This is a genomic window from Fischerella thermalis PCC 7521, assembly GCF_000317225.1.
In the GTDB taxonomy this organism is placed as follows: Bacteria; Cyanobacteriota; Cyanobacteriia; order Cyanobacteriales; family Nostocaceae; genus Fischerella; species Fischerella thermalis.
The window spans coordinates 41,672-55,201 of the sequence record NZ_AJLL01000061.1 but is presented as its reverse complement, the minus strand read 5'-3'; the positions used below and the strand labels follow the sequence as shown (position 1 = coordinate 55,201).

Here is a 13,530-nt window from a genome sequence, read left to right as displayed (position 1 = left end):
TCAATCTCCCAAATAAATACCCAAACCACGAGCAGTTTTCACTAAAGTATCCTCTGGGTTGACAGCTCTATATTGAGCGATCGCCTCAGCAATAGGTACACTGAGAACCTGGCGATTTTGCCATGTTACCATGTAATCGTATTTACCTTCTTCTATAAGATTTACCGCAGCTACACCAAAGGCAGCTGCCACAAGTCGATCTAGTGGGGAAGCGGTTCCACCTCGTTGGATGTGTCCTAAGACTGTGACTCGGGTTTCTACACCAATGCGATCGCTAAGTTGATCGGCTAAGTATTGACCTATACCACCATATCGACATTGACCCAAACGATTTGTCATTGTGAGAGTTTCACCGTCTTGAGTACGAACCGCTTCGGAAGCAATAATTAAACAATAGTTTTTGCCTTGGTCTTGGCGCTGTTTAATTTGGCAGCAAATCTGGTCAATCGTATAGGGAATTTCTGGAATTAAAATCACATCTGCTCCCCCAGCAATTCCCGCAGCAATGGCTATATGTCCCGCATCACGACCCATGACTTCTAAAATCATGACTCGACTGTGAGAAGCAGCGGTAAAATGTAAGCGATCAAGCGCTTCTGTGGCGATGTTAACTGCCGTATCAAAACCGATCGCATGTTCGGTAATGCCAATATCATTATCAATTGTTTTGGGAATACCCACTAAATTAATACCGCCTTGTTGGGCTAAATGACGCAGAATAGCCAAGCTACCATCGCCACCAATCCCAATCAAAGCATCTAAGTGTAGTTGATGGTAGCCTGCAATGATTTCTTCAGAGCGATCGCATACAGTACCATCAGGCATAGGAAAAGCAAAGGGATCGCCTTTGTTGGTGGTTCCTAACATTGTTCCACCAGAAGTTAACAGTGGGTCAACTTGGTCGATTTCCAGTTTGATAAATTGCGGTGGACGCGCCATTAATCCTAGAGTTGCTTGACGAATTCCCAGTACTTCCCAACCTTTTCCACAAGCACAATGAACAACAGCTCTGATGGCCGCATTTAAACCAGAGCAATCTCCTCCACTAGTAAGAATGCCAATACGCTTGCATTTTGCCATATGTTGTTTTTACATTTCCTGCGTGAAACATATTTAGTAGTAGATTAAACGATGAGCAGGATTCCGGCGCCAAAAAATTTAAAGTGATTTTATATATTTAAACTCATCTCCCGACTGTAGACCCTACGGACGATTTCCCAAACCCCCTTGTGAATTGGACATTAGACCTATCTTGTAGGTCTATTCATCATCTAACTCTCTTTTTTCTGATAAGTGACTCTTTTTAGAGGTATCAAACTTTTTTGTCAAGTCTTATTGACCTTTTGTAAAAATATTGTTATATTTATTTACATAGAGAAACAAATAAAGGAAACAAGCTATGTACACTACTGTTAATGAAGACGGCGTTCTCAACAACTACGCAACTGAACCCAAGATGTACTACGCCGAGTATCCTGCAATTTGGCAACAACGCAAATACGTTATCCAAGCTGTTTTTGCTTCAGCCATTGTCAGTACTTTAGTTTTAGTTGCTTTTAGCGTTAGTTAAGATTTTCTTTCTCGCAATATCTCTTATTGTCATTCGTTCTTCTCTGCGTTACCTCGGTCGGTTTCACCGGGGTTTTTTGTTGTGGGGTGCGTAAACACTTAGCAGTTTCTCGAAGATCGCCCCCTGATTATAATATCGGCAAAAAATAGTAAGTTTTCTGGAAAGGCAAGCAGTCAAGCTGTAGATACTCATATAGACCAATGCGATCGCTGTTTAGGAGTGAACAATAAGAAAGAGTTGAATTTTATTGATTGCTGAATTGGTCTAGAAACCGCAGAATCACGGCTATCTGATTCGTATCAACCTCAGTCCATGGATAGATTATTCAACAAACTTTTGCCTTACATGCTGATCGCTACCTTAATAGGCTGTACCACTCAACAGAATGAGCAAGTACAGCAAACACGCACATCCGAGTACACCTCGGGCGGTCAGCGTCAGTGTTCGCATGTTGAGGTGCGCCAGAATAACGGTAAAACCGAGGTTCAGCACTCAACTGATTGTTAACAGCAAGCTGCAATTTTCACCGTCATTCACACTTCTCCTCTTCGCCCCGGTACTTAACGCCGGGGTTTTTTTAGATGCTATCGACAGAAAACCTTAGTGGTCGCGTGCGTTATCATAAAGCGCGATCGCGGCGTTTGAGAATAGAAATATGAATTAGTGGGATCGCTATGGAATGTCCAAGATGTGCATCAAGTATTTACCAATCTACAGGTAAACCTAATCTTTCCAAAGTATCAGTTTCTTGTAATAATGACTGAATATCACCATCTATATGAATACGTCCTCCAGAAAGCACTAAAGCACGTTGAGTAACTTTCCCTAACCAGTGCAAATCGTGGGAGGCGATTAACATGACTTTACCTTGCCACTTTAATAACATTTGAGCAAAGTGACGCCGCCATGCGGGATCAAGACCATTGGTTGGTTCGTCCAAAATCAAAATATCTGGTTCCAATGCTAAAATTGCAGCTAAGGCAGCAAGGCGTCTTTGTCCTCCAGACAGTTCATGAGCAGAACGATTAGCATAAGCTTCTAAACCAAAATCAGCTAATAGATTTCTAGCTTTATCAATGGCGATCGCTGGTGATACACCATAATTACGTGGTCCAAAGGTAATATCTTCAAGAATAGTGGGCATAAATAGCTGATCGTTAGCATCTTGAAAACCAAAACCAATTTGACGACGTATTTGGGCTAAGGTTTTTGGTTCTAAGGGAATATTATTAATCCAAATCTTCCCTGCTTGGGGTTCTTTTAAGCCGATCAGGTTCTCAAGCAGAGTACTTTTACCCGAACCAGTCGGTCCCATGAGTGCGACGCGATCGCCTGCATTTAAGGTAAAAGAAATTTCTCGTAAAACTGGTTCACGTGTAGAATACGCATACACTAAGTCTTGAACCACTACAGTTTGTGACATTTTAGTTAGTTGGTGGTTGTTAGTTGGTGGTTGACCATTGACAAATGACCAATGACCAATGACCAATGACAAATTAATTATTTACCAATACAAAACCGACTAAAAATCCTATCTAAGACAGATTCTGTTACCTCTTCTCCTGTAATTTCGCCTAGAGCGTGAATTGCTCCACGTAAATCAATTGTCCAAAAATCAAGAGGTAATTGCTGAGCGATCGTTGTCTGCACTTGTTCTAAAGATGTTTTGGCTTTGACAAGTGCGGCGGCTTGTCTTTGATTAATTGCCAAGTCCATGTCAGCAGCTTGGATTTTCCCTGCTTGCACTTGCTCTAAAATCGCTGCTTCTAGAGCTGCAATTCCTTGATTTTGTACCACTGCTGTTTTTACAACTTGGCTAATTTCTCTGGGATACTGCACTGTTTCTGCTGCTGCTAGGTCAATTTTATTGATCACCAAAATCAAGGGACGATGTTTTACCTGTGCGTAAATTTCTTGGTCGTCTGTTGTCCATCCTGCGGAAGCATCAATGGTGAGCAGGACTAAATCGGCAGCTTGTGCAGCACTGCGGGAACGCTCGACACCAATTTTTTCTACTTGGTCTTCTGTAGCTCGAATACCCGCAGTATCTAAGACCTGTACAGGAATTCCACCAACGACTAATTGTGATTCCACAACATCACGAGTTGTACCAGGTAAATCGGTGACAATGGCGCGATCGCTTCTACTCCAGGCATTCAACAAACTTGATTTTCCCACGTTCGGACGCCCGACAATCGCGACTTTTAGACCTGTGCGTAGCAGTTCGCCTTGCTCGGCGGTTGCCAGTAACTTAGCTATTTCTGCTGAAATTTTCTCAACTTCTGATATGATAGTTTTATCATCCAGCGGAGGTAAGTCTTCCTCAAAATCAATCCGCGCTTCAATTTCCGCTAAGATATCCAAACATTGAGTCCGTAGTTGTCGGATAGGCTGAGCGAGTTTACCTTGTAAGCCTGCTAAAGCAGTTTGTGCAGCTTGGGGCGATCGCGCTCCGACTAAATCAGCTATACTTTCGGCTTGGGTTAAATCTAGCCGTCCATTTAAAAACGCCCGCAAGGTAAATTCTCCTGGCTGCGCTAGTCTAGCACCGTTTTCTAAACATAGTTGCAACACCTGCTGTACTGCCATAATTCCCCCGTGGCAATGAAACTCTACAACATCTTCACGGGTATAAGAGCGGGGCGCTTGCATAATCAGCAGTAGTGCTTCATCCACCAGTTGTCGTGTTTGGGGATGACGAATATAACCGTAGAGAATGCGGTGGCTTTCCCAAACTTGACGCCCAGGCGCATGAAAAAGGGTTTTGGCAATGGGTATTGCTTCTGAACCAGATACGCGCACAATCCCAACGCTACCTTGTTGGGGGACAATAGCAGTTGCGATCGCGGCAATGGTTCCAGTTGTGGCAAAAATTTCCGACATCAGCGCCTTTTTCAGGAATCAGGAATTGAATCTATTGTCGATTGTAGAGACTTTGTTTAGTTCATTTCTTTGTGGAAAGTCAAAAATCAGGGACACATTTCCGATTTTGGTATAAATATTTACTAAATTTTTGCCTTCTACCAGACCACATGCTTTATGCGGGGAAACCCGTCCACCGCAGTGGCTCCTCTGCCTTTCTTCGGTCATGATTTTAGAAATATTACAACAATGTTTCTAGGAGCAGTGACAAGGTTAAGATTTATGAGAGGAGCTAAAGTGTTTTTGCTTAGCAGCAATCATGACTGTAATCAAGGAGGTCAGCGTGGAAGAGGGTAAAACAAATAATCCCCAAGCCAGCGACAAAGAGAATGTCAAGGATGAGAAAGCTTATTTAGAGGAGACTTCTAAGTTTATTGAACAGACTTCTTTAGACAAAATGCATGAGATTGCTGAAGCTGCAAGACTCAAAAAACTCATGGAACCACCAAAATGGGTATTACCAGAAGATTAATGCTCTTAAATTAGTTTTGTAGTGATGATGTCTTCTTACTCCTTGAGAATTTTCAGCCTTTGATTTTGTTATTCCAGAGGGGTAAAGTTTATTAAAAGTTTTTAAATTGAATCTGGATCTACACCTAATTCTCGCAGTTTTGCCGCCAGGCGATCGCTTCTTTGTTTTTCCTGTTCTGCAACTTCTTCTGGAGTGGGAACCAGTTCCCCTGCTGCTGTCAAAAAGCGTAATTTTTCTTGATAAATTCCCAAGAATAAATTTAGTTGTTGACTCCACAACCAGCCTTGAGGATTGGGTTCAATCGGTTGATAAGTTCCACCAACTAAGATAAATCCAGCAAATTCTAAATTATGCGGATCAAACCAGAAGTACTCCGGTGTGCGAAAGATATCTTGATATATCTGTTTTTTTAAGCCTTTATCAGTTGCTACTGTTGAACTCGAGAGTAGTTCAATAATTAGGTTCGGATATTTTCCATCTTCTTCCCAAACCACCCAACTTTTACGCGGTTTGCGTTCAGTTCCCAATACCATGAAAAAATCAGGTCCCCGGAAGTCTTCAGATTTGCGCTGACGAGGGCTATAGTAGACAGTAAGATTTCCCGCACAGTAAAAGTCGGTGCGGTTTCGCCACCACAATTCTAAGCATTGAAGCAGTAAAATTATTTGCCGCAGATGTAAATCAGATTCCAAAGGCGGTTCATCACTGTCTAAATCACCAGGAGGAAATATAATAGCATCTTCCGGTGTTTCTAATTCTGGGGTTTCTATCTCTTTAGCAACGGACATAGCTGCAAGTGTATGGGTGCTGTAAGTTTAGGGTAGCAGTTATACAATATGAGACTAAATATCCAGTAGTGCTTGAACGCATTAATCTTCTTCCTTAAACATCCAAACCCACCACTGTTAACTGCGGCGGATGTTCAACCATAAACTGATAATATATCTCCTGTTTCCCCTGAGCAGGAATCATCAAATCCCATTCCAACATCCCCATTTCACCAAGTTGAATTGAAGGGTTGCTGCGAGTTAGTCGTACTTTTATTTGTTCGTTGCGACTGACTGGTAGTTGTTCAGTTAATTTTAAATTTGCTGGTTGGTTGAGCAAATTGGTAATTAATAATCGATAAGCATAAGTAATTCTGCGGTTATTACCAATTAACTTTTTATCAACTTGCCGCTCAACTAACTCACGCTCAATTTTCAAACCTTCGTCGATACCTAAGTTAACATTAAATTCTTGTCCTGGTGCAATATTTTCTAGTTGAGTAATACCCACAAAAATATTGTCGCGGTAAATGTTTGCTTTACCAGGTAACAAAGTCGCACCTTCTGAACTATTTTTGACCTTTGCTTGCAAATAGGCAAAACTCACTAGGCGCGGCATTGCTATGTAATTAAAAGTACATGGAAAATCGTCATGGAAAATTGTAGTTTTGTGGGGTGTGCCATCACTAGGTATATTCCCACTATTACTCAGTTTAAAAGTAACTACACTTCCTTCTCTAGATACTTCTGCTACCACAGTTTCGGCTGCTATGTCTTCTTGTACTTCTCCACTTCCTGGTGGTGGACTTGGCATAACAGTCCGCACTTTTGCGGCTCCTAACTGATGCCTAGCGCCTATAGGTGCGGCCGTCATGACGTAATCATACTGCCTAGGAATAGGTATGTCAATATACCAGGGTTCAAGTTTTGGTGGCAGTGTACCTAATCCAGGTTTGGCGGTAGAAAGAGTCAGAGCTACACCCAACCAATCTTCGCCTGTGCTTTGGGTTACTTCTGCTAAATAACCAAGGTTGACAACATTACTAGTACTACTTACCCGCAGGTCATACAAAGGAGTCCAACTGGCACGACTAACTAGGTAAGATACTTCTAGCTCAAACTCTCCTGCACCCGCAGGTTCTATCCCGACACTCAAGCTTAAACTTTCTTTGGGATGGGGTGTTTGGATAGTTTGTAACTGCTGGCGGAGTGCTTGTAATTGCTTATCTAATTCTTGCTGACGGGTTTTGCATTCTGCTGTGGCGATCGCATACTCTGTATACTGACTTCCCAAAAAGTTAACAAAATCCAAAGTCTCACTCAAATTGAGATTTTTTCGAGCCAGACTGATCGAAAATTGTTCTTCTGTTTTCTCACGCAAACCTTGGATAAAACTCGACTGCAACGCTAAAGCATCAACTTGTGCTTGCAGATGTTGCCATTCTGCTTCTAGTTGTTGGATTTGTTGAGTCAATTGAGCAACTTTTGCTGCTACAGGTTCGGTAGAAAAGATGCGATCGCATTTCACTTCCAACAAGCGCACTGCTACCTTTCCCTTTCCACTAACCCTTACCGACTCTGTTTCCACAATATCTGGCAGTGGAGTTACTACTAATTCTTTTTCCTGCCCCGTTAAGGATACAATACCTCTTCTTGTTACCAAAGCTTTGTCAGAGTACACCGTCACTGCCACAATCTGACTTGTTACAATTTTTTGCACAGATGGTATTTCTGGGTTCACCACTGCCAGTTTCCCCCTATGTTTTTATATAGACGTGCTGGTTAATTTTGCAGGTTTACAGGTCTAACCGTCAAGATTTAGTTTTTGGTGGCCTGAGCCATGTTGCTGAGATTGATTGTTTGCGGCTGAATTTCCACTCGTGAGAGTTGGTGTAAAGAGAGCATATGCTCAATGTGATCGTTCATACGCTCCGCAGCAAGACAAATGCGCTGAATGTAATATTTTGCTTGCTCATCAAGTTGACTACCGTAGTCATTCAGTAAAAGTGTGCTGTAGCCATCGATCACACCTAGTGGCGATCGCAAATCATGAGAGAGGGTATAGGCAAAACTTTCTAGTTCTTGATTTGCAGCTTCTAACTCCGCTGTGCGATCGCGTGTAAACTCGGACGTTTTCTATTGCTACTGATGTAGTGTCTGCCAAAGCTTGGATTAATTCCACTTCTTCTGAAGTAGCCCGATAGCGAAATCTCTGTACCAAAACTCTGCGTCCCTTTGCCTTATCTTCTGCGACTATCTGCGTTTAATAACGCTATGCTTTTAAGCAAAACTGTACTAACTATATCCACATCTATTTCAAGTTGAGGTTGCTGTATAGGGGAGGTTATAGCCAAGAAAAATGACATTTTCCTTCTATGTCTCCCCTGTTTGCAAGTCAGACAAAATTACTACAGAATTTCATTTTTAACCTTCCCTATGAAAATCCAAACTTGCAAATTGCAAACTTTAGTTGATGCCACTTTCCTCATGCTTCTCACTACTAGAAACAGCAGTTTGCTCAACAATTTGTTTGGCTGCATCTAGTAGATACTCAAAATAGGTACGAGCAACAATAGATAGTTGTTTCCCTGATGGATAGACCATGTACCAGTCTCGTTTAATGGGAAAGTGTTCTACATCTAGAATAGTTAAATCTCCGCTATCTGGTAACAGGGTATGACGAGACAAAACCGAAATTCCTAAACCACCAGCTATGGCATGTTTAATTGCTTCGTTGCTTCCCAATTCTAGTTTAACCTTTACAGTTACCCCATGCTGGTCAAACAATTGCTGCACAGCACGGCGTGTTCCTGAACCTGGTTCCCGCATGATAAAAGGTTCATCAGCAAGACGTTGAATAGGGATATTTTTTTCTTTCGACAGAGGATGATTAATTGGTGCTAAAACTACTAGGGGATTTTCCAAAAACTGTTGATAACTTACATCCAAATGTTCTGGCACCTGACTCATGATATACAAGTCGTCCATATTGTTAGTCATGCGTTCCAGAATGCCTTCATGATTTGTCACTTGTAGTGATATCTCAATTCCTGGATAAAGTTGGCAAAAAGGCCCTAACAAACGTGGTATAAAATATTTAGCTGTGGTAATTACTGCTAAGCGTAATTGCCCTTGTTTTAGCCCTTTTAAATCCGCCACTTTCATTTCAAACTGGGCTATAGTATCGAAAATTTGCCGACAAGTGGCATATAATTCCCGTCCAGCCTCCGTCAAATACAGGCGCTTACCTACCTGTTCAAATAACGGCAAACCTACTGATTTCGTCAGTTGCTTGATTTGCATAGAAACAGTAGGTTGGGTAAGAAACAGTTCTTCAGCGGCACGTGTAAAGCTACCGTGTCGCGCCGCTGCCTCAAACACCTTCAATTGGTGCAACGTCGCTTGGTTCAAGGGTGATTCTCCTCTACTAATGGCAACTTCAAGTAATGAGTTGTAAATATAGATATTAATCTATGCCTGTTATTGTTAGATAGGTATTTAACTTATAGAATTAAAAAGTTATTATCAGAACAACAAGCAAAGCGTAAGATGCCTTCCAGCCAACGTTGCACACCTTAGAAGGTGCTTTTTGGGGATAGTAAACAACGTTGTACTAACCTCTTCCTGCTGGGTGTGTACAACGTTTTTTTATTCATCACATTTGTTATGATTCCTCCTGTATTTTTACAGGTAATGTAGATAAATCTGGCAACTGGAGTAACTCTGCCTCAGCAACTGGCTCTTTAATATTGAGTGGCAATCTCACAGGTTGACGTTCTTCTAGCCAGCAACTTGCGACTGGTAGAGTTTTCTCTAATTCATCAAGCGGTCGAGGGATTACCATTACAGCATTTAGTTCTCCAATACGTTCTGCCTCGTACATGCCTGCTTCTACTGCTACTGCAACATTTGCTACAGAGCCACGAATAATGGCTGTACACAAACCTGAACCGATTTTTTCATAGGCTGCTAGCTGGACATCAGCAGCTTTGAGCATGGCATCAGCAGCTCCCACCATAGCAGGAAAACCCCGCGTTTCTACTAAGCCAACTGCTTGATTACTCAGACGACTATAAGTACCATCTTCAGTGATTGCATTGAGACGACTATTGATCGGTAACACTATTTCTAGGTTGGGAAATGGTCTAGGAATTACTAAGCTAGAAACAAACTGATCGAACTGTTTAGCAGTTTGCTCACCAGCTTCTACCGCTAGACGGACATCAGCGATCGCTCCTCTGACAATTGCAGTACAATGACCACTACCAATTTTTTCATATCCGACTAGGTGAACCCCAGCGGATTTAAGCATCATATCTGCCGTACCTACTATGGCCGGAAAACTGCGAGTTGACACTAGCCCTAAAGCACTGTCCCTAAGTATATTTCGACGAGATGTCTGGGCATTGTATGCGTCCATGTGAATTCTCCAGGATATTCAAACCGACAACTTACAATTAACACTTACTCAGACTGCTCGTCAGAAGAGGGCTTATTCAAGGATTGCCGATGCGGAAATAAAGTGATCAACAATTGCTGGATGCTTCCCTGTCCGTAAATGTGAGTACCGATATTATTTGGAGTTGGAGATTCAGTGGTAGGCTCTTGTTTACCCTGAGTGTCCAGTTGTGAGTCCTGAGTAGCGGAAGATAGGGAGGAATTTGATTGAGAGTTCCACAAGTCTTCTTGTATGTCTGTGTCCTCTTGCCTAGAAGCAGGATTTGTAGTAGATGGTTGTGGCTGTTGGGTTTTCTCAGCTATTGGGACATAATCACTAAAATGGCGACTGTTGTCTCCAAGAACTGAACCCGGTGCAACTACTTGTCCAGGAGCGACGGAACAATTAAACACTGTTGTTGCTGAACCGATGCAGGCATTTGCACCAATTTTACCACTACCAATCATGAGGAAACCGGCTCCCAGGTTTGCCCCAGTTTCTACTTCTAGGGTTCCTTCATGAACTTTGAGGATTGACCCCATACCAATACAAACCCCTGATCCAATAATAATCTTACTGCTTGGAGCCGCTTGCAGTATCACCCCTGGCGCAATCACAGCACTCGGATGAATCATTACCTCGCCACTGATGTAGGAGTCAAAGTTATTACCCAGGCGCAGTGGCGGCACAGACATGGAATTTTTAACCTCGGAAGCCAGGATAGATGTGAGTGGGGGAGTAGGGGGAGTGGGGGGAGTAAAACAAATATTTTATCCTTGTACCCCTCATACCCCTAATTACGGGCGCTGAACAATCAGCTCTAATACCCGACGCTTGACTTTGGGGTCAATACCAATCAAGCGCACGTATTCGCCTTGGTATTCGTTCATGTAGCCTTCTAATGCTGCGATCGCTTCCCTAATGCTATTAGCCTGAATTTGTCCACAGCTAGCCCAGGAACCTGTACGGAAACGTCTCCCGTCTACGTGTTCAGCGCTAATTTTAAAGCCTCCAGCCAACAGTTGCTGTAGTTGTTCTATTGCTTCGGAACTTAATTTGCTGCTAGTTGCTGTTGCTGTTGTGCCGCTAGCAGCATAAGAGGTTGTTGTAGCAGTTGATTTACTACTAGGTGTACTAACTGGACCGTTGGGACGCTGGATAATGCTTTCCAAAACGCGGCGTTTCGCTTTGGGGTCGATACCAATCAAGCGTACGTATTCACCTTGATGGTTATCCATACAATCTTCAAGAGCTGCAACCACATCCCCAGGAGAACTTGATTCAATGGGCTTACAGCTTTGCCACGAACCAGTACGGAATCGGCGTTCATCGACGTGTTCTGTACCAATTTTGTAACCACCTGCTAACAACTGCCGGATTTGGTCAATTGTTTCGCTGCTGAGTCTGCTGCTACCATTGCCGTTGTAGCTGCCATTGTTACTAGAATAAGCAGGAGCTTTAAAGGAACTTGATGCTTGAACAACACCATCAGGACGTTGGATGATGTTTTCCAACACACGCCGTTTGCCTTTGGGGTCAATGCCAAATAGACGGACATACTCGCCACTGTGGTCTCTCAGACAAGCTTCCAAAGCTGCGATCGCTTCACCTAAGCTTCTCGCTTCAATTGGTTTGCAACTAGTCCAAGAACCTGTGCGGAACCGTCTTTGGTCTACGTGTTCTGTACCAATGTGATATCCTTGCTGTAACAAATAGCGTACTTGCTCTACTGTTTCCGCACTCAAGCTATTGCTAGACACCTCGTCGCTCCTTTCCAATACATCAACTTCTATGCTTGTATAAGAATTATTTAATTCATCACGAATAGCTCTAATACATTTACTATCCGCAGCACACAAATAACCTGCTCGTAGTGCCTGGTTAATCCCGACCACGTGATGGGCAAACTCTTTATCATCAGCTTGCACATCTGGCAAGCGATCCGCTTGTTGCTGGTTAGTAATTATTGCCCCTGAAGGAACATATTTACCTGGGGGAATTTCTACATCTTGGATTAAAGCGTGCATCATGACAATGCAACCTGCTCCCACCCTGGCATTAAACACCGTAGAGCGAAAACCGATAAAACAGTCATCGCCTATGTAGCATGGCCCGTGAATTAAAGCCATGTGGGTAATACAGTTATTCTTGCCGATCCATACAGAGTATTCTTGTCGGTCATCACCAATTACCCGCCCTTTCTCCAAACCGTGTACCACAACACCATCTTGGAGATTAGTGTTTTCACCAATATAAAAAGGCGTACCTTCATCTGCCCTCACCGATGTACCGGGCGCAATGATGACATTTGCTCCTATCCTGACATCCCCAATAATATTGGAGAATGAATGTAAAAATGCTGATGGATGTATTGTTGGCTCAGCTAAATTCCTTGACCACGGGGTTGGGGGAGCCGCCTCCGCGATACTGCGGACTGCCATTGCGAGATTCCTCCTCAAAAATTGTTAGTTTTTAGTTATCGATTGTTAGTTGTTAGTTGTTTTTTACTACTAACTACTAACGACTAACCACTAACCAAAGGTTATCGATATTGCTCTTTTTTGCTGTAAACCATGCGATCTTCAACATAAACTGTATCAATGATCGCTATGACAGCGGCATCTACTGGGCGCTGTTCATTGCCAAGAATTTGACGAGCCGCACTACCACGACTCACAAGTACCCATTCATCTACCCCAGCACCAACACTATCGGCGGCTACTTCGTATTTTGGCAGAATGCGTCCTTCTTCATCTACGAACTGCAACAGCAGTAGTTTCACACCCCTGAGATTTGGATCTTTCTGAGTGCTAACTACTGTGCCGCGCACTTTGGCAATTTGCATTATGATTTATGGTCTTCTGCCGAAGGGACGAATTGCATTCACATTTTCACGGAACTGTTCTACATCTTCGGTGTAACGAATTGGCAGAACGTACTCCAAGTTTTCATGGGGACGAGCAATGATGTGAGTAGACAAGACTTGTCCACCATTGACTCGCTTGACTGATTCGATTCCTGCTGCTACTGATGCTTGTACTTCCGAAACATCTCCCCGGACAATCACAGTGACGCGACCACTACCGATTTTTTCATAACCTACTAAGGTTACACGAGCAGCTTTTACCATCGCATCTGCTGCTTCCACTACTGCTGGGAAGCCAAGCGTTTCTACCATTCCTACTGCAATTGACATATTCTTTTCGATCCTTAAGAAGCTTCCAACAAACAAAAACAAGCAAAGCCACAAAAATTCTAGATTTTAGATTTTAGATTTTGGATTAGGGTTTGCTAAATCTCAAGCCAAATCTCTCTCAATCTATTACCCCTTGAAGCGTTTGCCTGCGAAGTCAATCTAAAA

15 protein-coding genes are annotated in these 13,530 nt (G+C 42.9%); 3 read left to right on the top strand and 12 right to left on the bottom strand.

Annotation, left to right across the window (positions count from 1 at the left end; genetic code table 11):
- Positions 1-1,080, bottom strand: coding sequence for an ATP-dependent 6-phosphofructokinase (locus UYK_RS0113085; RefSeq protein ID WP_016871536.1), 1,080 nt, complete (start codon positions 1,078-1,080; stop codon positions 1-3).
- A 319-nt stretch (positions 1,081-1,399) separates the two neighbouring features.
- Between UYK_RS0113085 and psb34 the strand changes: the two genes are divergently transcribed.
- Both psb34 and UYK_RS25065 read left to right on the top strand, forming a co-directional pair.
- A complete protein-coding gene (gene psb34, locus UYK_RS26125; protein WP_009457319.1) occupies positions 1,400-1,570 on the top strand; it encodes a photosystem II assembly protein Psb34 in 171 nt (56 codons plus the stop codon).
- 312 nt (positions 1,571-1,882) lie between these two features.
- Positions 1,883-2,077: a hypothetical protein gene (locus UYK_RS25065; protein WP_071588122.1), complete on the top strand. Its 195-nt coding sequence runs from the start codon at positions 1,883-1,885 to the stop codon at positions 2,075-2,077.
- 196 nt (positions 2,078-2,273) lie between these two features.
- On the opposite strand, the gene UYK_RS0113075 is transcribed toward UYK_RS25065, so the two are convergent.
- Together UYK_RS0113075 and mnmE are read right to left on the bottom strand one after the other, a co-directional pair.
- Positions 2,274-2,993 carry an energy-coupling factor ABC transporter ATP-binding protein gene (locus tag UYK_RS0113075; protein WP_009457320.1) on the bottom strand — a complete coding sequence of 240 codons (720 nt, stop codon included), beginning with the start codon at positions 2,991-2,993 and terminating at the stop codon, positions 2,274-2,276.
- A gap of 77 nt (positions 2,994-3,070) precedes the next feature.
- Positions 3,071-4,453: a tRNA uridine-5-carboxymethylaminomethyl(34) synthesis GTPase MnmE gene (gene mnmE, locus UYK_RS0113070; protein WP_009457321.1), complete on the bottom strand. Its 1,383-nt coding sequence runs from the start codon at positions 4,451-4,453 to the stop codon at positions 3,071-3,073.
- A gap of 298 nt (positions 4,454-4,751) precedes the next feature.
- Here mnmE and UYK_RS0113065 point away from each other — a divergent pair, with 298 nt between their 5' ends.
- Complete coding sequence (locus tag UYK_RS0113065; RefSeq protein WP_009457323.1) at positions 4,752-4,964, top strand: hypothetical protein; 213 nt, start codon at positions 4,752-4,754, stop codon at positions 4,962-4,964.
- Positions 4,965-5,065: 101 nt separating this feature from the next.
- Here UYK_RS0113065 and UYK_RS0113060 read toward each other — a convergent pair whose 3' ends face one another.
- The 9 genes from UYK_RS0113060 to UYK_RS0113020 form a co-directional block, all read right to left on the bottom strand.
- Positions 5,066-5,752: a Uma2 family endonuclease gene (locus UYK_RS0113060; RefSeq protein WP_009457324.1), complete on the bottom strand. Its 687-nt coding sequence runs from the start codon at positions 5,750-5,752 to the stop codon at positions 5,066-5,068.
- A gap of 94 nt (positions 5,753-5,846) precedes the next feature.
- Positions 5,847-7,475 (bottom strand): mucoidy inhibitor MuiA family protein, encoded by a 1,629-nt coding sequence (locus UYK_RS0113055; RefSeq protein WP_016871534.1) that lies wholly within the window; start codon positions 7,473-7,475, stop codon positions 5,847-5,849.
- Between the two features lie 74 nt (positions 7,476-7,549).
- A complete protein-coding gene (locus UYK_RS27270; protein ID WP_009457326.1) occupies positions 7,550-7,777 on the bottom strand; it encodes a histidine kinase dimerization/phospho-acceptor domain-containing protein in 228 nt (75 codons plus the stop codon).
- A gap of 420 nt (positions 7,778-8,197) precedes the next feature.
- Positions 8,198-9,142, bottom strand: coding sequence for a LysR family transcriptional regulator (locus tag UYK_RS0113045; protein ID WP_009457327.1), 945 nt, complete (start codon positions 9,140-9,142; stop codon positions 8,198-8,200).
- Positions 9,143-9,395: 253 nt separating this feature from the next.
- Positions 9,396-10,151, bottom strand: a complete 756-nt coding sequence (gene ccmO / locus UYK_RS0113040; protein WP_009457328.1) for a beta-carboxysome assembly protein CcmO — start codon at positions 10,149-10,151, stop codon at positions 9,396-9,398.
- Between the two features lie 44 nt (positions 10,152-10,195).
- On the bottom strand, positions 10,196-10,864 hold the full coding sequence (gene ccmN, locus UYK_RS0113035; protein ID WP_009457329.1) for a beta-carboxysome scaffolding protein CcmN: 669 nt from the start codon (positions 10,862-10,864) through the stop codon (positions 10,196-10,198).
- 102 nt (positions 10,865-10,966) lie between these two features.
- Entirely contained in the window at positions 10,967-12,610 is a 1,644-nt protein-coding gene (gene ccmM / locus UYK_RS0113030; RefSeq protein WP_016871530.1) for a beta-carboxysome scaffolding protein CcmM, read from the bottom strand.
- Between the two features lie 101 nt (positions 12,611-12,711).
- Entirely contained in the window at positions 12,712-13,014 is a 303-nt protein-coding gene (gene ccmL / locus UYK_RS0113025) for a beta-carboxysome shell vertex protein CcmL (protein ID WP_009457331.1), read from the bottom strand.
- A gap of 6 nt (positions 13,015-13,020) precedes the next feature.
- Positions 13,021-13,365, bottom strand: a complete 345-nt coding sequence (locus UYK_RS0113020; protein ID WP_009457332.1) for a carbon dioxide-concentrating mechanism protein CcmK — start codon at positions 13,363-13,365, stop codon at positions 13,021-13,023.
- Positions 13,366-13,530: the final 165 nt, after the last annotated feature.